This window comes from Mesorhizobium sp. HAY1-8B (assembly GCF_056868045.1).
In genome coordinates, this window is sequence record NZ_CP200321.1 from 1,861,262 (window position 1) to 1,880,875 (window position 19,614).

General features: G+C 62.2%; 17 protein-coding genes and 1 tRNA gene. 9 read left to right on the forward strand and 9 right to left on the reverse strand.

Going from position 1 to position 19,614, the window contains the following annotated elements:
• The first annotated feature begins 237 nt into the window (after positions 1-237).
• From AC1VON_RS09025 to AC1VON_RS09045, 5 genes are all read left to right on the forward strand, one after another.
• The gene (locus tag AC1VON_RS09025; protein WP_172352624.1) at positions 238-1,227 is read left to right on the forward strand and encodes a LysR family transcriptional regulator; all 990 of its coding nucleotides are present in this window, start codon (positions 238-240) and stop codon (positions 1,225-1,227) included.
• A gap of 105 nt (positions 1,228-1,332) precedes the next feature.
• Positions 1,333-1,983 carry a response regulator gene (locus AC1VON_RS09030; RefSeq protein WP_172352623.1) on the forward strand — a complete coding sequence of 217 codons (651 nt, stop codon included), beginning with the start codon at positions 1,333-1,335 and terminating at the stop codon, positions 1,981-1,983.
• Positions 1,984-1,988: 5 nt separating this feature from the next.
• Complete coding sequence (locus AC1VON_RS09035; RefSeq protein ID WP_483126296.1) at positions 1,989-3,713, forward strand: sensor histidine kinase; 1,725 nt, start codon at positions 1,989-1,991, stop codon at positions 3,711-3,713.
• Between the two features lie 342 nt (positions 3,714-4,055).
• Complete coding sequence (locus tag AC1VON_RS09040) at positions 4,056-8,873, forward strand: autotransporter domain-containing protein (RefSeq protein ID WP_483121609.1); 4,818 nt, start codon at positions 4,056-4,058, stop codon at positions 8,871-8,873.
• A gap of 797 nt (positions 8,874-9,670) precedes the next feature.
• Positions 9,671-10,432: a Stf0 family sulfotransferase gene (locus AC1VON_RS09045; RefSeq protein ID WP_172352619.1), complete on the forward strand. Its 762-nt coding sequence runs from the start codon at positions 9,671-9,673 to the stop codon at positions 10,430-10,432.
• A 92-nt stretch (positions 10,433-10,524) separates the two neighbouring features.
• Here the strand turns inward: AC1VON_RS09045 and AC1VON_RS09050 are convergent, their stop codons facing one another.
• Positions 10,525-10,692, reverse strand: a complete 168-nt coding sequence (locus tag AC1VON_RS09050) for a hypothetical protein (RefSeq protein WP_172352618.1) — start codon at positions 10,690-10,692, stop codon at positions 10,525-10,527.
• A 142-nt stretch (positions 10,693-10,834) separates the two neighbouring features.
• Here AC1VON_RS09050 and AC1VON_RS09055 point away from each other — a divergent pair, with 142 nt between their 5' ends.
• Complete coding sequence (locus AC1VON_RS09055) at positions 10,835-11,035, forward strand: hypothetical protein (protein WP_172352617.1); 201 nt, start codon at positions 10,835-10,837, stop codon at positions 11,033-11,035.
• 14 nt (positions 11,036-11,049) lie between these two features.
• On the opposite strand, the gene AC1VON_RS09060 is transcribed toward AC1VON_RS09055, so the two are convergent.
• On the reverse strand, positions 11,050-11,271 hold the full coding sequence (locus AC1VON_RS09060) for a hypothetical protein (protein ID WP_172352616.1): 222 nt from the start codon (positions 11,269-11,271) through the stop codon (positions 11,050-11,052).
• Positions 11,272-11,401: 130 nt separating this feature from the next.
• On the opposite strand from AC1VON_RS09060, the gene AC1VON_RS09065 reads away from it, so the two are divergent.
• Together AC1VON_RS09065 and AC1VON_RS09070 are read left to right on the forward strand one after the other, a co-directional pair.
• The gene (locus AC1VON_RS09065) at positions 11,402-11,941 is read left to right on the forward strand and encodes an inorganic diphosphatase (protein ID WP_172352615.1); all 540 of its coding nucleotides are present in this window, start codon (positions 11,402-11,404) and stop codon (positions 11,939-11,941) included.
• Positions 11,942-12,015: 74 nt separating this feature from the next.
• A complete protein-coding gene (locus tag AC1VON_RS09070) occupies positions 12,016-12,300 on the forward strand; it encodes a PRC-barrel domain containing protein (RefSeq protein WP_172353145.1) in 285 nt (94 codons plus the stop codon).
• A 163-nt stretch (positions 12,301-12,463) separates the two neighbouring features.
• Here AC1VON_RS09070 and AC1VON_RS09075 read toward each other — a convergent pair whose 3' ends face one another.
• From AC1VON_RS09075 to AC1VON_RS09100, 6 genes are all read right to left on the reverse strand, one after another.
• Positions 12,464-12,697, reverse strand: coding sequence for a hypothetical protein (locus AC1VON_RS09075; protein WP_172352614.1), 234 nt, complete (start codon positions 12,695-12,697; stop codon positions 12,464-12,466).
• 82 nt (positions 12,698-12,779) lie between these two features.
• A tRNA-Gly gene (locus AC1VON_RS09080) sits at positions 12,780-12,853 on the reverse strand.
• Positions 12,854-12,950: 97 nt separating this feature from the next.
• Positions 12,951-14,837 carry an acyltransferase family protein gene (locus AC1VON_RS09085; protein ID WP_172352613.1) on the reverse strand — a complete coding sequence of 629 codons (1,887 nt, stop codon included), beginning with the start codon at positions 14,835-14,837 and terminating at the stop codon, positions 12,951-12,953.
• A 200-nt stretch (positions 14,838-15,037) separates the two neighbouring features.
• The gene (locus tag AC1VON_RS09090; RefSeq protein WP_172352612.1) at positions 15,038-16,528 is read right to left on the reverse strand and encodes a hypothetical protein; all 1,491 of its coding nucleotides are present in this window, start codon (positions 16,526-16,528) and stop codon (positions 15,038-15,040) included.
• A gap of 102 nt (positions 16,529-16,630) precedes the next feature.
• The gene (locus AC1VON_RS09095; protein WP_246740845.1) at positions 16,631-17,083 is read right to left on the reverse strand and encodes a GtrA family protein; all 453 of its coding nucleotides are present in this window, start codon (positions 17,081-17,083) and stop codon (positions 16,631-16,633) included.
• Positions 17,061-18,149 carry a glycosyltransferase family 2 protein gene (locus AC1VON_RS09100; protein ID WP_246740844.1) on the reverse strand — a complete coding sequence of 363 codons (1,089 nt, stop codon included), beginning with the start codon at positions 18,147-18,149 and terminating at the stop codon, positions 17,061-17,063. The genes AC1VON_RS09095 and AC1VON_RS09100 overlap by 23 nt, the downstream gene beginning before the upstream one ends.
• A 195-nt stretch (positions 18,150-18,344) precedes the next feature.
• Between AC1VON_RS09100 and AC1VON_RS09105 the strand changes: the two genes are divergently transcribed.
• The gene (locus tag AC1VON_RS09105; RefSeq protein WP_027047739.1) at positions 18,345-18,608 is read left to right on the forward strand and encodes a DUF6460 domain-containing protein; all 264 of its coding nucleotides are present in this window, start codon (positions 18,345-18,347) and stop codon (positions 18,606-18,608) included.
• A 64-nt stretch (positions 18,609-18,672) separates the two neighbouring features.
• On the opposite strand, the gene AC1VON_RS09110 is transcribed toward AC1VON_RS09105, so the two are convergent.
• A complete protein-coding gene (locus tag AC1VON_RS09110) occupies positions 18,673-19,575 on the reverse strand; it encodes a histone deacetylase family protein (protein ID WP_483121612.1) in 903 nt (300 codons plus the stop codon).
• Positions 19,576-19,614 lie beyond the last annotated feature (39 nt).

Genomic DNA, 19,614 nt, shown 5'->3' on the forward strand with positions numbered 1-19,614 from the left:
TGCTGCCGTCATATCGATCTCCGGTATCCTCCCATGGCCCCGAGGCACTGATTTCAATCGATACGATTTTTATCGTCGGCGACCGTTGCGTCTCGGAACGCGCTGACGTTGCCGCCCTTTTGCCATAACTGTCAAATGCGATCTTTGATGATTGCTATACCGCAAGTGGTATATGTTGTGATGCGTGACGGGTCGCTGGCAAATGCCATCGGGCCGCGGCAGGAGGTAAGGAAAACCATGGCGGCGTTACAGAATCCGACTACGGCTTTAAACGTTTCCAGCGACATACCGGGCGACGGCGAAACCCTGCTGCGCAGCGGTCTCAGCCTGCGTCACATGCGCATGATCGTCGCCCTCGACGATCACGGCCGGGTGAGCGCGGCGGCGCAAGTCATGAACATCTCGCAGCCGGCGGCCTCGCGCATGATCGCCGAGATGGAGGCGGTACTCGAGGTCAAGCTGTGCGAAAGGCTGCCGCGCGGCATCACGCTGACACCCTACGGCAAGGCGCTGGCCAGGCGTGCGCGCTCGATCCTGCTGGAGATGCGCGAGGTCGACCGCGAGATTTCCGAGCTCAAGGCGGGCAAGGGTGGATCGGTGTTCCTGGGTGCCGTGACGGCGCCTGCGATCGAACTTGCGGTACCGGCGATCCGCGAAATCCGCCGCATCTACCCGCGCATCGAGATCACCATGCAGGTCGAGACCTCGAATGTGCTGGCGCGCGAACTGATCGCCACGCGCCATGATTTCATCATCGCCCGCATCCCCGACGACCTCAATCCGCGGCTGTTCGAATCGCGTGTCATCGGCGTCGAGAAAGCCTGCCTGATCGTGCGCCGTGGCCACCCGCTCACCAGCGGCGGCGTGGTGCGGCTGGAAGACACCGCCGCCTACGACTGGGTTTTCCAGTCGGGCGGTTCGCCCTTGCGCCAGGCGATGGAGAGCAATTTCCTGAACCGCAACATCGCCCTGCCGGACCGGATCCTCAACACCAGTTCGCTGCTGCTCACACTGGTCATGGTCGCGCAATCCGACGCCATCGCACCGGTTTCGGTGCAGGTGGCGAAATTCATCCAGAATCCCGACGGGCTCGCCGGCGCCATCGACGTCGTCCAGACCGAATTCGACATCGAGGTCAGGCCCTACAGCCTGATCACGGTCAGGAATCGCGTGCTGTCGCCGGCCGCCAAGATGCTGCACGATTTCATCCTGCGGGAGGTCGGTTGATGCGTGGCCACGTGATTGTCGGCGGGTGAAGAGGTTGCCATCTGGTGTATTGATCGGTTTACAATGGCCCGGCAGATCCATTGCAGGACAGGCGGGTAGGGGGACGTGAAAGCGAACGTCGTCGTTGTCGAGGATGATCCGCTCGTTGCCGCTCATGTTGGACGCGGCGTGGCGGCGCATGACGGCTTGTCGCTGGCGGCCATCGCGGGGACGCTGGCCGGTGCGCGTGCTCTGCTCGAAGAGAAGGTGGACCTGTTTATTCTCGATCTTGGCCTTCCCGATGGGAGCGGGATCGAATTGATCGAGGAAATCCGTGCACGAGGCGGTCTTGAGCCGAAAATACTCGTCCTCTCGGTGCTGGGCGATCAGGATACGGTGCTGGCGGCTGTGCTGGCGGGAGCGGACGGCTATCTGCTGAAAGATATCGACAGTCTCGACATCGGCCAGCAGGCTGCCAATGCATTGACCGGTGGTGCGCCATTGTCGCCCAGCATCGCCGCTTATGTGCTGCGTCATCTGCGCCGGCAACGGGAAGATTCGAAATCGGATGATGCCGATCCGCCGCTGTCACCGCGCGAAATCGAACTGCTCCAGCTTCTGGCGCGCGGGTACAGCAACCGGCAGGCGGCGGCCGAACTGGAAATATCGCCGTACACGATCGGTGATCATGTGAAATCGATCTACAGGAAGCTCAGGGTCAGCAATCGGGGCGAGGCCATGGTACGCGCCTTTCGCAGCGGGTTGCTACGTCTGTGACCATCATGCCCCGGCTGACGGGATGGCGCCGCGCGCTGGCTATCATTCTCGGCGCGCAACTGCTGTTCTGGTGCGCTTATGCGCTCATCGTCGCCGGTTTGCAGCCCGTGGGCACACTAGAGGACTATCGGTTGCCAGCGGCGCGGGCGCTGCTGGCGTCCGAGCCGGCCGAGGTGGGCGCCTATGCTGCCGGGCTTTCAGGGCCGGCCATGCTGCGTATCCCAGGCTGGCAGCCCGTGGTCCTGCAGCCGGCGCAGGCGAGCCTGTTGTCGCGCGCGGAGACGTCGGCGGGGAATGAGTGGTCGCTCACCTGCCGGGGAAATCCCTGTCCGGAGGCCGCGACAGCCTATGCAGGGCCTTTCGACCGTATGGATGAGGCGGCCGGTTGGGAGAAGTTCCAGCGCTTCGACATGGTATGGTTGGTCGTTGTGACGGAACTGATGATGGGCGCAGCGCTGCTCGTCCTGTTGCCGGTCAACGGGTTTTCGCGGCTCCAGTGCATCACTGGCCTGCTGCTCATCTCGGTGGGCATCGACGCCTGGCTCACCACCTTCGGTGCGGAGAGCCTGCCCTATGTCTGGTTTCCGTTGCTGCGCTACGGCGTGGAATATCTAATGTTGACGACAGCAGCGCTTGCCGTGAACGCCTTTGCCGACTGGCGGCCGCGCGAGGCGTGGGCGGCCTGCGGCTATTTCGTTGCCGTCTTTGCCATATTGCTCGGGACCATGATCGCGGGCGCCAGCTTCGCGACAATCGTCGCCTGGCTCGATGCGATCACGCTGACGCTGCTGCTCGGATATGGCTTTTTGGCCTTGCTACGGATGGGAAGGACAGCTCCCGGGCCGGCGATCCGGGTTCTGGCGATATTGCTTGTCGCTCTTGCCTCGATTGGCTTCGACCTGTTTCTCCTGCCGCCGCCCACTGGCTTCGCGCTGCAGGCGTCGGTCCTCGCACCGCCATTGACGATGTTCGGCATCCTGTTCGAGATCGCGCTGCAGGGGCACAGGCTCAATCAGGAGGCCGAGGAGGCGCGTAGCGACCTGGAACGTCAGGTGCTGGAGCAGGATGCGAGCCTGCTGCGCTCCTCGCGATTGCTGCGCCATCAGGAACGGCTGATCGCGATCGACGCCGAGCGTCAGCGTCTGCTACGCGACATGCACGATGGAGTCGGCGGTGTGCTGACGCACCTTCTCCTTGATGTCCGCGAGAATCGACTGACTTCACGGGAAATCGAGCAGGGACTACAGTCTTCAGTCGATGACCTGCGCAACATGGCCAGTGCAATCGACGCGGGCAACGAACCGATCGACGAGGCGCTGGCGATGTTCCGGGAGCGCATGGCAGGCCGTCTTGCCCGATCTGGCATCACCCTGGACTATCGCTGCACGCTCCCGATCCCGGCGCCGAGCCTCGACGTGCGGCGGCTGCTCAGCCTCTATCGCCTGTTGCAGGAGGGTATCGCCAACAGCTTGCGCCATGCTTCCGCCACAAGGATCGAACTCGCGATGAACCCGGGTGACGATGGCGCAATTCTCATCATATTGTCGGACGACGGCATGGGGTTCGAGCCCGAGAGAGCCTCAGGCGCTGTCGGAGAAGGACGGGGCCTTGCGAACATCCGCCGTCGGGCTGACCAGATGGGCGGACGAATAGCAATCGAAAGTGCGCCTGGACGCGGCACGCAACTAACCTTGGCCATCCCGACCCACGCCGCAGGACGAAAGTCCTGATCGCTGCGTCGAAGCAGGTCAGCGGGGGGCAAACGCTCGGCGGGTCTGGCTCAGACAATGGTGCCGCGCTTGGTGACGGCGACGGCCGACCGGAATGCCGGGAAGCGCGTTGCGTGGCCGCCGGGCGAAATGTCGAATTTACCATAATATTCTGCCGGTACCCCCTCGAACGCGGGATTGATGTGTCAGTCGCCCCGGCGGAAAAGACCATCGACGACTCCCGTTCGGGATCGGAACCAAATCGACGAAATCGCGGTGCCGCCGGTGGCGGCGCGGGGGAGGGTGCATACCCGCGCTTCCCTTGCGTCGGCGCGCGGGCGGCTGCCGCGAGGGAGCATGGCAATGGCGGCAGGGCGCGGCAATCGTTCGAGGACCATTTCGCTCGGCAGGCTGTCGGTCACGACCTCGACCCTCGCGCTCCTCGCCATCGCCTGCGCGCCTTCGACGGCCCATGCGCAACAGCCTTGTGACCCGGGAGGGGCCCCCTACACCAGCGGTTTCCCGGATTTCAACGGCGGTCCCACCAATGGTTGCGAAGTGGATGCCGACACAGCCGACACATTCAGCGGCACTGTAGCGGCGACCTTCCGCAATGGCGCCGTCCTCAATGCGAACGCTGCCGGCGCCGTCAGCGGCGGTCTCGTGCAGTTGCCGACCTTCGACGCCGTCGTGAATGCGAACGTTGCCAACGCCATTACCGGTGGGACGCTGGTCATCGACGGCACCGTGAACGCAATGGCCACCGGCGCCATCGATGGCGCCTGGCTGAGGCTCGGTGGAGACGGCGTCGTCGACATATGGGCCGCCAACGCAACGACCGTGAATACCGACTTGGAATTCGGCAGTCAGGCAGTGAGCGCCGGAGGTCTCCTCAACCTCAACGGCTACAGCACGACCGTCGGGCGGATCACGAATTACATCCCCAGCGGGCAGATCGTAAACGGCGGCGCGGCGGATGCCGTGCTGACGATCGATGGTTCGGCCCTTGGAGATTCCTCTTTCGGTGGCGTGATCGCCGACGGCGCCGGTGGCGGCACGCTCGAACTGGTCAAACGCGGATTGAGCACGCTGACACTTTCGGGTTCCAACACCTATACCGGCGGGACGCGGATCGAAGCGGGCACCCTGGATCTCAAGGGCAACGGCACTCTCGGTGCGCCAACGGGGGAGCTCGACATCGCCAGCGGTGCCACGCTGCTTTTTGATACCACGGCCCTGACGGTCGGCTCACTTTCGGGTGCGGGCACCGTCACCCGTTCGGATTTCAACCCCGGCCTGCTCACCGTCGATCAAGCCACTGACACCACTTTCAGTGGCGTCATCACGGACTACTTCGACGAAATCAATGGCGTAACCACCATGACCGGACTGACCAAGTCCGGCGCCGGCATGCTCACCCTGAGCGGCAACAACGCCTATACCGGCACCACCAATGTGACGGGCGGCACGCTGCTCGTCGATGGATCCCTGGGCAGTGTAATGTGGGGGCCCATTCTGTTGGGCACGTCCCCGGTTGCGGTTGCGTCGGGAGGCAGCCTGGGCGGCGCCGGATCGATCGCCGGCGATGTTTCCGTGGCATCCGGCGGCATCCTCCTGGGCCACACCGGCCAGACCCTGTCGATGGGGTCGCTGACGCTGAACAGCGGCTCGCTCGTCGATGTCTCGCTCGGCGCACCGGGCAACACGCGCCTGTTCAACGTCGCCGGCAACCTGACGCTCGCCGGCACGCTCAACATCAGCGACACCGGCGGTTTCGGCGACGGTCTCTATCGCCTGTTCGATTATGGTGGGGCGCTGACCGACAATGGGATGATCGTTGGCGCGACGCCAACCGGTTATGCCGGCGGCGATCTGATCGTGCAGACTTCAGTGGTCAACCAGGTCAACTTGCTGGTCGGGGCGGTCGCGTCCGGCTCCCACAGCTTCTGGAACGGCGCCCAGACCACGGCCAACAATATGGTCAATGGCGGCACAGGCACGTGGAGCGCTGCCGGAACCAACTGGACGAACGCCAGCGGCAGCGCGAGCGGCGCCTACGATCCGGCGGCCATGCAGATATTCCAGGGCACGCCGGGCACGGTCACGGTCAGCGCGGGCGGTGGCGCGCTGGACGTAGGCAGCGGGATGCAGTTCTTTGTCGATGGCTACAAGGTAACGGGTGATGCGCTGAACTTCACCGCGGCGGCCACGCCGATCCGCGTGGGTGACGGCACTGCTGACGGGGCAGGCATGACGGCGACCATTTCGTCCGTGCTCACCGGCAGTGGCGGCGTCGAAAAGACCGACCTTGGTACGCTCGTTCTTTCCGGGTTCAACACGTACACGGGTGGAACCACGATCTCGGCGGGCACGCTGAAGTTCGACGTCGACCTGGGTGGCACGCTTGGCGCACCAACTGGTGCGCTTGCGATCGCCGGCGGTGGCACGTTTGATCTTACCGGTACCAACCAGACGGTCGGCGCGCTGTCCGGCGCCGGCAGCATTACCACTACGGTGTATGGCGGCCGGCAAAGCCCGCTCACGGTCAATCAGGCGACCAACACCAGTTTCAGCGGTGCGATCACAGACGGATTCATGACGGGCGCTGGGGAAGGCGCCGTGTGGCTCATCAAGGATGGTGCGGGTACGCTGACCCTGACCGGCAACAGCGCGTTTTCGTTCACCACTGTCGATGGCGGCACGCTGGCGATCGCAAATGGCGGTACGGTCGCGAACCTGACCAGCTATATCGGCGAAGTGGCCGGCAGCAATGGCACGATGCTCGTCACCGGCATCGGGTCAGTGTGGACGACGGATTATCTGCGCCTCGGCTATCAGGGCGCGGGCACGCTTACCGTCGCAGATGGTGGCAGGGTCAGCACCGGCGTCGGCACGGTCGATATGGTGCGCACAAGCTCCGGCAGTGGCACGCTGAATCTGAACGGCACGGCCGGGGCACGCGGGGTACTGGAAACCAATGGCGTCTGGAAAGGTCTCGATGGCGCGACGGTCAATTTCGATGGCGGCATTTTGCGCGCCACGACTGCCGACGCCGATCTGCTCGGCCACTTCGCTGCCGGCGATGTGACGATCAAGGCGGGAGGCGCCTTCATCGACAGCAACGGTTATGACGTGGAGATATCCTCCCCGCTCGGCGGCGTCGGGGCGCTGACCAAACAGGGCGCGGGCGAGCTGTATCTGATCGGGGCCAACACTTATGAAGGCGGCACCAATATCGAGGCGGGGAGGCTGTTCCTTGGAGATGGCGGCACGCTCGGCGCCCCAACCGGATCGCTTTTCGTCGCAAGCGGCGCCACTCTCGACCTCGGCATCACGTCGCAGACGGTCGGTTCGCTGTCGGGTGCAGGCGATATCACCAGCACGGTCGCGATGGGGGCTCCCAGCCTGCTCACCGTGGATCAGGCCACGGACACCACCTTTAGTGGCGCCATCCGCAACGGCATCTATATCGCCAGTCCCGGTAGTGCCAGCCTTCCGGCGATTCTCGTGCCGACGGTCGTCGGGCTGACAAAATCGGGCGCGGGCACGCTTACCTTGAGCGGTAGCAATACCTATACCGGAAACACCAAGGTGACCGGTGGAACGCTGCTCATCGAAGGGGCCTTGAGCAACACCCAGGTCGCGGTTGCATCGGGGGCTGCGCTCGGCGGCACCGGCACGATCACGGGCACTGTCACGGTCTCCGGCCGCCTCTTCACTGGCACGCTCGCATCCGGCGCTGGCGGTGGCATCGGCACGATGAGCGTGGGTGCCGTCACCTTCAACACCGGCTCGACTTATCAGGTCGGCGCGAATGCGGCCGGACAAGCCTCCCGTATCAACGCGACTGGGTCGGCCACGATCAACGGCGGAACGGTCAGCGTGCTGGCTGGTGCGGGCAGTTACAGTCCTCAGACCGACTACACGATCCTGTCGGCGGCCGGCGGCGTTAGCGGTGCCTTCGCCGATGTGACCAGCAATTTTGCCTTCCTCGATCCTTCGCTCAGCTACGACGCGGACAATGTCTATCTGCGGCTGCACCGCAATAACATCAGTTTTGCCTCGGTTGGCCTGGCCGCCAACCAGATGGCCACCGGCGGCGGCGCCGAGAGCCTGGGCAGCGGCAATCCGCTCTACGACGCCATCCTTCAACTGCCCGCCACGGCTGCCGCTCAAGATGCCCTCGACCAATTGTCGGGTGAGATCCATGCCTCGGCCAAGGGCATGCTGCTGGAAGATGGCCATTTCGTCCGTGATGCCGCCACTGACCGCATATCCGCTGCCTTCGGCGATGGCGGCGTGGCCGCCCTGCCGATCATGGCCTATGGCGAGGGCGGTCCCGAAATGGTCGCCGCCGACACCGATCGTTTCGCCGTCTGGGGCCAGGCTTTTGGGTCCTGGGGCAGCATGGACTCCGATGGCAACGCCGCCGCTTTCGATCGCTCGACTGGCGGCCTGCTGGCCGGCGCCGATACGTCGGTCGGCGGCTGGCGTGTTGGTCTGCTCGGCGGCTACAGCCATTCGAGCTTCGGTGCCGACGGTCGCAATTCGACCGGTAAGAGCGACAACTATCATCTCGGTCTCTATGGCGGCACCAACTGGCGCGCAATCGCCTTCCGCACCGGCGCCACCTACAGTTGGAGCAGCATCTCGACCAGGCGCTCGGTAGCTTTCGACGGTTTTGCAGACGCGCTCTCGGCCGACTATGAGGCTGGCACCGCGCAAATCTTCGGGGAGTTCGCCTACAGGGCCGATGCCGGACAATTCAAGTTCGAGCCTTTCGCCAATCTTGCTTATGTCAGCGTCCACACAAACGGGTTTACCGAACAAGGTGGCTCAGCGGCGCTGGCCAGTGCCGGTTCGACCACCGATGCCACCTTCACCACGCTCGGCTTGCGCGGTTCCACCGAATTCGCGCTTGGCGGCGTCAATGCCACCGCGCGCGGCATGCTCGGCTGGCGTCATGCCTTCGGCGATATCAAGCCGCTGTCGACCGTCACTTTCGCAGGCGGCGATCGCTTCACCATCGCTGGCGTGCCGATCGGCAGGGACAGCGCGCTCATCGAGGCCGGTCTCGACCTGCTGCTCGCCCCCAACGCCAAGCTCGGCCTGTCCTATACTGGCCAGTTCGGCGGCGGCGTCGACCAGGGCGCCAAGGTCGATCTCGGCGTGACATTCTGAGGGCGCCGGCGTCGCGCACTCTCGCCTCCGCCAAGATGCTGCACGACTTCGCCCTGCGCGAAGGGGGATGATGGAACAAGAAGCGCAGTCGCGCGTTCAATCCAATCGACATGTCGCTGCAGCCTGTTTGGGCGAGGGAACGAGGTGCCGATAGTCAACAACTCTGGAGGTTTTTGATGGAACGTCGGTTGTTTCTCACTGGAATGCTGGGTGTTGCGGGCGCCGTGGCGTTTGCGAGCGTGGCCGGGCCTGGCCGGGCGGTTGCCGGTATTCCCCAAGGCAACGGAATTCTCGATGAACTGGACAAGCCGGATCCGGCTGTCTTCGAAGGCGATGACGAGGTCGGACTGGAACAGGTCTCCCATCGTCGCGGGCATTACCGCCATCATCGCCGGTATGGCGGAAGGCGTAGAGGCTGGAGACGGGTGTGCCGCAGTTACTGGCGTCATGGTCGTCGCCGCGTCCGTTGCTGGCGCGAGCGGGTATGGCTCTGGTAACGATTGGATTCTCACTGACGCAAGCCGGCCACCAACAGCGTGGCCGGTGTCGACAGGGTGCACAAAACGTGCAGGGCCAATGTATGCGTTTTGCAAATCGGTGTCCCAGGGCACCGATCAAACGACCGTTATGGGCCCAGCCACGTATTTTAGCTCAATCTAGGAATCGGTGGAACCATACCAGCCGTTACCCGTTGGGCGCTGCTTACTGGGGATTGTGACTATGCCAGACGGCTACCGAAAAGAATCGTATTCTACAATTGTGACCACAGATCCACAGGCCAGAGGCAATCCGCACGCATGAAAGGCGTGGCGATACTGACCGAAGCCCGCAGTGGCTCCGAATGGCTCGGCAGTCTGGCGAACAGCACGGGAATACTGGGCCGGTCGGCCGAATGGCTCGATACGGACACGTTGGGCCTCAGGCCGAAATCCTTCGACGAACTCCTGTCCGCCGTCATCGATCGTGGCGGGACCGAAAATGGCAGGTTCGCCGTCAAGCTGTTTCCACGCCACCTTCACTGGTCGCAAGCGAAATATGACGCCGACTTCCTTGCCGAATGCGTCCGGCGCCATGCCATGGGTGTGGTCTTTCTGGAGCGGCGGGACCGCCTTCGCCAAGCCATCTCCTATTGTCGGGCGAAGGCGTCGGGTCGTTGGAGAAGCACGATGGGCGGCGAGGATCGGGTTCCGCAATACGACTTTGCCGGAATCTGCCAGGCCTATTTCCTGATCGGGCAGAGCTATGCTTTCTGGGAGGCTTATCTGCGCATGGCCGACCTGCCTTACGACCATTTGTTCTATGAAGATCTGTTGGACGACCCTCGTCCCTACGTCGCGTCGGTGGCCCGGCAGTTGTCGATTGAAGTCCCGAACTGCGAGTTCAGGACGAATTTGCGATTGCAGCGGGACAGCTGCACCGAAGAGTGGGCCGAGCGGTTCCGGAGCGACGCCAAGTCCAAGGGCCTGCTGGCCCATCTTCCCAAGAAGGTGGCGCCGCGGAATATCAACAACCTTGCCCGGTTCCTGCTCAAGAAGCAGATGCGCCTCGGCCAGGTTTAAGCCTGACCAATCCCGTGCCGATCCTGCCGGACCGGCACGCTCTCGAAAGCGCTTGTCATGAAAAAGCCCGCCGGCTCCGGTGGGCGGCTTTTTCATTCCGGCGGCGGCGCCGGCTTGTCGCGTTTCAGCAGGTCGCCGAGGACCGTGGCGGTTTCGCGCAACAACTCCCTGACTTCCTCCGGATTTATCTTCTCCAGGTGATCGGCTGCGCTCAACAGCTCACAGACCAGCTCGACACCGCGCGCGTGCAAAACAGCCATTTTCGGTCCTCGTATCCAAGGCGTGCAGGCCGCATCTCGAGCTGCAACGCCGCAATAACAAATGACACCGAAAGGCAATTTTATTTTTCGGGAACAATTTCTCGAGTCCACGCTTTTGGCCGTCAGACCAGAGGAGGCTTTCTTGAAACGAAAGGTTGATCGCGAGAGGATTGAGAGAGCGGACCGCGTGAGCAAGCTGATGCTTGATGCCGAGCGGCAAGCCCGGGAAGCAAAGACGGCGCGTTTGCGTGAGCAACGGATGTCGTTGGGGACTTTAGAACCAAAGGCTGTCGTCGTGGCAAAGGCCCGAAAAGGAGCGCGTGGAGCCATTGAGATCGAGTGACTGGCCCCGAGGACTCAAGGCATCCGCTGCGTACTTTGCTGGCGCTTTTCAATCGCATAGGAAGTCCAGCGGCAGCACATGCCTATTACCGATGTGGCGGCACCGGCGAACAGGCATATGGCAAGCATCGGATCTTGCGAGGCACTTTTCCAGCTGACCACTGCCAGCAATATGACGCTCATCGTCGAAATCACGTAGCCGACACCCTTCAGCGCATGCGGCGAAATCTTAGCCATCAAACTCTCCCTTTCGCTACACTGTTGAACAATTGCATCCAAAGCAGGTTCCACTCGTGGCCTCGCGGAAAAGGGAACCTTTTGCCTCTTCGCGCGTGCTACTGCGACAATGGTCTTGGATGCATGGGCTATGACAAACTTCCTGAAACTTCCGACGAGATCCCGGGACTTCTTTCGTGTCGTTATCGAAACACCAAGGGGAGCAGCGGCAAAGCTCGCTTACGAGCCGAAAACAGGTGTCTTCCAATATTCACGACCGCTGCCGGTGGGCAACACATACCCTTATGATTGGGGGTTTGTGCCATCCACCCTCGGCGATGACGGCGATCCGCTTGACGGCATGGTGATCCATCAGGCGGCAACGGCACCTGGTATAGTCATTGAATGCGAATTGCTCGGTGCGCTGCGGGTGAAGCAGAAGGACCCGCACGGGAACGTAATCCGAAACGACCGCTATATCTTCTGCCCGCGCAAGGAGGACGCCCCCGACCGGCCCGTGGCCGCTGACCATGTGCCGCAAGACTTGCGCAAGGAGATCGAACAGTTCTTCTTGTCCTCGGTGCTGGGCACGGGCAAGACCATCAAGCTGAAGGGCTGGCAGGACGCTGGCAAGGCCGCCAAGGCGCTCAGCAAGGGCGCCAAGGCTTTTCGGCGCAGACACAAGCGATAGTCCGCCTCGGGACCGCTGGAACCGTTCGCCTTTTCGCTGGTTAGATCGTGTCAACCCAAGCGGAGAAGCAGCTCATGGACCACTCGAATCACACCCGCCTTGCTGGCTCGGAACTGACCCCCGACATTCTTGAGGGTGCTACCATTTATGGCCCGGCCGACGAGAAGATCGGTTCCGTCGACCATGTCCATGGCACGCAAATTGTCATCGATGTCGGTGGGTTTCTTGGCATCGGTGCAAAGCCCGTTGCGGTCGCATCGAATGAACTCGACTTCATGCGCGACGAGGATGGAGATGTCCATGCCGTCACGTCATGGACGAAGGATCAGCTGAAGGCCATGCCCGAACACCGCGATTGATCGTTGCAGTTTGGCTCGCACGAATGACGGGGGAGACCGTGATCCCACGCGGCGTTCGAGCTGTCGGTCGATCGTTATTATTTCGCCAGGCAGCCGACCCCAAATGGCAAACGCCGGTCCGTCCGAGCACTCCGAGCGGCGCGCTTGAGATCGCCCGCTCGGCCTACTGGTCCGAAAACTTCACGCTCACGCCGCGCTGCCGAAAATAAGCCTGCATCAATTTGCGGCCCGAGCGGTTGTTCTGCGCCAACTTGGTCGGATCGAACACAGCCTCTTTTGTGCCCTCTCGTGTCAGCGCTGCCTTAAGCGTCGCGATATGTGCGTCGATGTCGGCATTGTCCGCCCGTAGCGACGCATAGATATTTTCAGTCGCCTCGGCCACGGTGGGTTCGCTCACAGGTGTCGTCCTTTGTCGATTGGGCGGCGGCTTTGAAAGTGCCGCCTTATCCGTCTGTTGTCTGGATGGTGCGCCGAAAGCTTGGAGCGGGTAGCGGGAATCGAACCCGCGCGTTCAGCTTGGGAAGCTGACAGGCTACCATTACATCATACCCGCGCGTGCCCTCGTTACCATGAGGTTCGGCCTTCGGGCAATCGCAAAGCGGCTCGCGAAACGCACTCTCCAGCAGTTCCCTCAGCGCGGGCCTGCGTTTTTATTTTGCCTTCGCGACCTTGTTGCTGGCGGCAAAGCTCGGCCAGTATTTCGAGATGGCGAGTATCGCGCCCGCCGAAGAGAAATGACCGTAGTCGAAATAGAGAAATTGCCTGGTGCCGGCGTCTGCGTAGGAACAGCCGGCCGCGTCGCACAGATAGGCCAGCGGGTCGATGAACGTTGCCCCTTTGACGAAAGGCAGCACCTGCTTGTTGATGTCCGGGTCCATGGCCATCGGCCAGGATGTGTTCGCCACATGCTCGCGCCGTGCGAAGAAGGCGATTTTCTGCACGTCGGCGATGAACTCCGGAGACTGCCCGATGACATAGACCTTGACGCCCATCCCGTTAAGCCGGTCGATCGTCTTCTGCAGGCCGTCGAAACCCCTGGCCTGATAGTCGGTCCATCGGCCACTCAGGATCACGGCCTGGATGTTGGCATCGCGGATGATCGACAGCGCCCGTTCGTTGAAGCGCGTGCAGGCCGGCCGGGCATACGAGAAGTAGCTCAGGTTGGGCGGGCAGCCGGCATAGGTGTACTGGATGACATTGGCCTGGATTTTCTGCGCGTTGGCCTCAAGGCCCGATACGTAGTGAGCGGCGAAGGAATCGCCCCACAACAGCACATTGGTTGGAAAGCCGTGCGTTCGGGTGCAGTCGGCGAGGTTCCAGTTCTCGATCCGGCTCGCGCCCTCGTTGAAGCAGACGCCATTGCGCCAGTCGCCCACCAGCACCCGCTCCGTCGAGAAGTCCGGGAACCGTTGCGGAAACCCCTTGCCGAGCGCGCCGGCCAAACCGCCGACGCACAGAAGGACGATCGCTGTGGCCGAAAAGGCGAAGATGGGCAGCGGCGCCGTGAAGGTGCTTTTCCGGCGGAACGGCTGCTCGACATATTTCCAGGAGAACGTCGCCAGGGCGACGCTCGCCACGATCATTGCGATGATCGTCGGCACGCCGATGGCTTTCAGCGAGAGATAGTGGACGAACGAATTGATCGGCCAGTGAACGAGATAGAGCGAATACGAGATCAGGCCGACCCAGACCAATGGAGTGAGCTGAAGCACGCGGGTGGCGACAGGGACAGGTCTGTCCGGGTGGATCTGGCCCGCATAGATCAGCAGCGCCGTGCCGATGCAGGGAAACAGGGCATTGTAGCCCGGAAACGGGTCACTCTCCGAAATCGTCAGAAACCCGAATGCAAGCAGGCCGAAACCGGCGAGGCCGATCAGTTCCGTCAGCGGACGGCTGGCAAGTGCGGGTGGCTTTCTCAGCATCAGCATGGCGCCCAGCGCCAGTTCCCAGATACGCGTCGGCAAGAGGTAGAAACCGGCGGTCGGCGCCAGCGTGGTTGCCATCACCGCCAGGGCAAAACTGCCGATGGCAATCGGCAGCAATATCGTCAGCCAGCGCTTCGAGGCGTATCGGTAGATCAGATACACAAGGATCGGCGCGAAGATATAGTACTGCTCCTCGACCGAAAGCGACCATGTGTGCAGCAGGGGCCGCAGTTCCGCGTCGATCGAGAAATAGTTGGTCGTCTTCCAGAAATAGATGTTCGACCAGAAGGTCGAGGCCGCGATCACACTGAGGCTGTATTCGTGAAGGTCGGACGGCAGAAGGATGAACCAGGCGGCGATGCTCGCGAGCAGGATGACGAAGGTCAGCGCCGGCAGGATCCGCCGTGCGCGGCGCCAGTAAAAGCGGCCGATCGAGAACTGGCCGCGCTCGAGATCGTCGAGCAGGCTGCCGCTGATCAGATAGCCCGATATCACGAAGAAAATGTCGACGCCGGTGAAGCCGCCGGGAATGGCGGACACGCCGAAATGGAAGAGCACGACGGGGAGCACGGCAACGGCCCGCAGGCCATCGATATCGCGCCTGTAGTTCATTCGGCCGGTCCGTACGCCGTGGCTCGTGCCTCGGAACTTGACATGCTCCTCATGCTGCGATTTCCCCGTCGTACAAAATCGTGGCTCGTGGTTTCACGGACTGTGCTCTGCAGCATAAGTTTGCTGCACTGCAATATTCATGTCAAGCCGGATGCCGGGGTTTGGGCGCCGGCTGCACCGGCCTCTCTCGATGCTGAAAATCAGGTGCCGGGCAGATAAATCACGGCATAATCGTCCGCATAGGCCCGCTTCCAGCCCAACTCCGCGAAGAAGGGGATGCGGGTGTCGTCGGCTGTAAGCAGTGCCCAGCCAATGGCGTATTTCTTCAACTGGGCCTCGAGCAGCGGTTTTCCGTCGCTGCGTCCCGTTGCGTCGTCGGTTTTCGTGAAACCGCCCAGGAACAGCTGGTCTGTCCTGCCGTCGATGTAAGTCTTGATGCCATGAAAAATCAGGGTGCCGCCGAAATTATAGGAATTCAGCACGTTGCTCGATAGGTGGTGATCCCCGGCGAATGCGAGGGCACCGCTGGCGGATGTCTTCGGGCTCGGTGCCACCTGGTAGGCATTGCCGAGGATTGCGGCCGCCGCGACCAGCAGGACGGCCATGGCGCCGCAGACAGCGTAGAACCGGTTGGCGAAGAATTTTTCCAACCCGTCACGCTTTTCCGTCAGCCAGGTCGTGGTTGAGAGCGAAGGGTATTGCTGTGCGACCTCGACGGCGATCACCAAGGGAATCAGCAGGAAGGGCAGATACACAAATCGCAGATGGGTGAGATAGACATGCAAGGCGAAGACGACGAACAGCGCCTTGGCCCAGCCGATCCGCAGCCTCGACACCAGAAGCCCGAAAAGCGCCAACAGCATCACCGCTTCCTCGAAGATCTGCTCCTGGGCATTGAACGGCCGCCACTCCAGTATGAGCGGCACCGCCTCGTTGCCATAGGCCACGGTGAATGTCGCCAGGATGGCTTTGACGCCGTAGGGATGCATCAGGCTCACAAGTGGGCAGAGGAGGCCGAAAGCCACCCATTTCGCCAGGAGAGCGGGTTTCGACAGGCCCGAGCGCGCCAGCAGACCAAGCCCGGCAAAGGCGGCGATGACGAAGCTCAGGGTGAACGTGGCGTGCAGGTTGGCCCACAAGACGACAAGTATGAGCAGCCACAAAGGTGGAGCCCTCTCTTCCCGCGCGGCGCGAAACAGCATTGCCGTCCAGACGACGATGATCGGCAAGGTGAAGACGTGGGGGCGTGCGGTATAGATAGGGGCGATCAGGAAAGCCACCACGAAGGTCAGCCCTATCGCCAGTATCGGCCTCAGCCATGCGCTGAGGAACCATCCCATCAGGAAGACGGTCAGGCCGACGGTGGCGATGATCAGTGCGACGACGCCATTCCAGCCGCCCGCGCGGTAGGCAAGCGCCAGAAAGACCTGTCCCAGCCATTCCTTGGCGATCCAGGGCTGGCCGCCGAACGTATAGGAATAAGGGTCGACAAGCGGAAACGTCCCGTGTTCCAGGAAGTCCAGGCCAACTTTCACCTGCCACCAATTGTCGGGATCCTGCAGGATCGCGCTGGCAAGGGCGCTGAGCACACAAGCCACGATGCAGGCGCACAGAAGGCAGAATATCAGCCTGATGCGTTGCGCGTCGCCCAGCGAAGGCGTTGCCGTGGCGATTGCAGCGGCCTGGCTCATGTTGCGGCTCCGGGTGACGGCGTCGCCGTCACGACTGCTGCGGCCTGGTTCATGTCACGGCTCCGGGTGACGGCGTCGCCGTCACGACTGCTGCGGCCTGGTTCATGTCACGGCTCCGGGCCATTTCGCGCTCGTTGCGGCGAAGGCGTCAGGATCATCCGCGCCGCCGACGAAGACGAACCGGGCCGAGCCGAGATAGAAGATGATCGAGTAGAGGCAGTTTCCCGCCAGGTGGACGAACGGGTTCTCGATGAAGCCGGCGGACATGGCGGCAATGACGATGCCCAGATTGGCGCCGTAGGCAACGACGAAGGTCATCGCGTATCGAGCAACCGCGCCGGGGCGGAAGCCGCCTGCAAGTGCGAATGTCCAGCGGCGATTGAGAAAGAAGCCAAGGGTGAGGCCAGCGGCATAGCCGGCCGCATTGGAAACGATATCGCCGAGGCCCAGCGCCAGCCCGGCCAGGATCAACGTATATCCGAGCGCCGTGTTGAGAAGCCCTACAGCGCCAAAGCGCAGCATCCGCGAGACGTCAGATGGAAGAGCCGACCGCATGCCGCCCACGCCGTTTCGGTTGCATCCGGTCGACTTTCGCCTCAGCTAGGCGCGACCCTTTCGCCATCTCCTGCAGGCGATGGATGGGTAGGTCGCTGTCCTTGGTCGGCTGGTCACGCGAAACGATCTCATTGACGAAGTACAGCGGCCGCCGCTTCGTCTCCATGTACATGCGGCCAAGATATTCGCCGAAGATGCCAAGCACCAGAAGCTGGACGCTGCCCATGATCAGCATGATCGCGGCAAGACTCGTCCAGCCGGGTACCACGTTGCCCCTGGACCATTCGAACAGCGTATAGCCAAGCACGACCATGCCGAGCAGGCCGAACATCATCCCCAGCAGCGAGGCAAATCGCAAAGGCAGGATCGAAAAGCTGGTCATCGCGTCGACCGCCAGAAGAACCATCTTCTTCAGCGGGTAGTGAGTGGTGCCGGCAAAACGCCGGTGCCGCTCGTACGGAAAGGCAATTTGGTTCAGGCCGATCCAACTCACCATGCCGCGAATAAACCTATAGCGTTCGGGCATCGCGTTCAGATGATCGAGCGCACGGCGGCTCATCAGCCGGAAGTCTCCGGAGTCCGACGCGATCTCGACATCGACCATCCGGCCGAGCAATCGGTAGAACATCGAGGCCGAAGCCCGCTTGAACCAGCTTTCGCCGTCGCGCTTCACCCTCTGGCCGTAGACGACATCGAAGCCTTCATCCATCTTGGCCATCATCGCGCCGAGCAGTTCGGGCGGATCCTGAAGGTCGGCGTCGAGAATGAGAATGCGCTCGCCGCGACAGAATTCCAGCCCGGCGCTGAGCGCGATCTGATGGCCGTAGTTGCGGGCAAGGTCGATGGCGACGACATGGTCGTCCTTTTCGGCCAGTTCGAAAATGGTCTCGCGGGTGCCGTCTGTCGCGCCGTCGATGACGAGCACGATCTCGTAGGAAGCGTTCTGTTCAAGGCATGCGGCGCTGACGCGTCGGTGAAGCTCGGCCACGCCATCGCGCTCGTTATAGCATGGCACGACAACCGACAGCATGACCGCGCGGTGCGCGCCGATTTTTCCCGTTCCCACCAAAGCCTGGCTCCCGCTCTTGCAATGGCAATAGCGGCAATTGGTTAGAAAACAGATAAGTAAGGTGGATACGCGGGTTTCCAGCGGCGGCCAATCGGGTTACGCGGACAGAGCACGCTGGCTTGATGGATCACCGCCAAGCACGTATCTCTGGGCTGTGCCCGTGAGTCTGGGCATCTCAATCGGGAGACGGCCTTGTCCGCACTGACGCGCTTTCTCGGCGACTCGCCGCTCAGGGTGATCCTGAAGCTGCTGGTGGTGTCGTTCCTCGTCGGGCTTGTCATGAATGCCTTCGGCTGGTCGCCGATGGATGTGTTCTACGGCATCCAGAAATTCTTCATCGACCTCTGGAATCTGGGCTTCCATGCCATCGACCGCTTCCTTGGCTACATCCTGCTCGGTGCCGCGATCGTCGTGCCGGCCTTCATCCTGCTCAGGATCGCCAATTACCGGAAGTGACTTGGAGCAATTCCAGGAAAAGTGTGAAACGGTTTTCCGTTCGGAATTGCGTTAAAACAGAGGGCTAGGCGTAACCCGTGGCAACCTCGAACAGCAGGGCATGCCGTGCGGCAAGGGCCGGCACATCGGTGGAATAGCCGCCGCCGATGACGCCGCAGACCGGAATGCCTTGCGCGCGAAAATGGCCGATGACCATCTTGTCGCGGGCACGCAGGCCGTCATTGGAAAGTGCCAGCCTGCCGAGCCGGTCCTCGGCATGGACGTCGACACCGGCATTGTAGAAAACGATGTCCCAGCGCAACTGGGCCGAGAGCTCCGGCAGGATCGTGGCCAGCCTTTCGAGATAGGCGGCATCGCCCGTTCCGTCGGGCAGTGCAATGTCGAGATCGGAAGCGATCTTGCGCACGGGGTAGTTGCGCTCGCCATGCATGGAAAATGTGAACACGCTTGGCTCGCTGCTCAGAATATCCGCGGTGCCATCGCCCTGATGTACATCGAGATCGACGACCAGGATATTCTGTGCCGCACCCTGTGTGAGCAAGACCAGCGAAGCGACGGCGACGTCGTTGAAGGTGCAGAAGCCGGCACCTTGCGCGCGCCGCGCATGATGGCTGCCGCCGGCGGTGTTGCAGGCGATGCCGTGGCGCAAGGCAAGTCGCGCGGCCAACACCGTGCCGCCGGTGGCAAGCCGCGCGCGGAGCGAAACGCGCGGGCCGACCGGAAAACCGATCTCACGCTCGATTTTTTCCGGCACCGAACAGCCGATGACCTGGTCGACATAGTCGGCCGCATGGGCAAGCTTCAGCCATGACGCTGGTGCGGGGACCGCTGTGTTGAGCGCGTCGGGTCCCGCCAGGCCGCGTGCCCGCAAGGCCTCCATCAGGAGCGGATACTTGCTCATCGGGAAGCGATGGTTGGCAGTGAAGCCGGCGTCGTAGTCAGGATGGTGGACGATCTGCAGGGGCATGAACGGAATCCGGCGGGCTCACGCCAGACCGGGATTTCG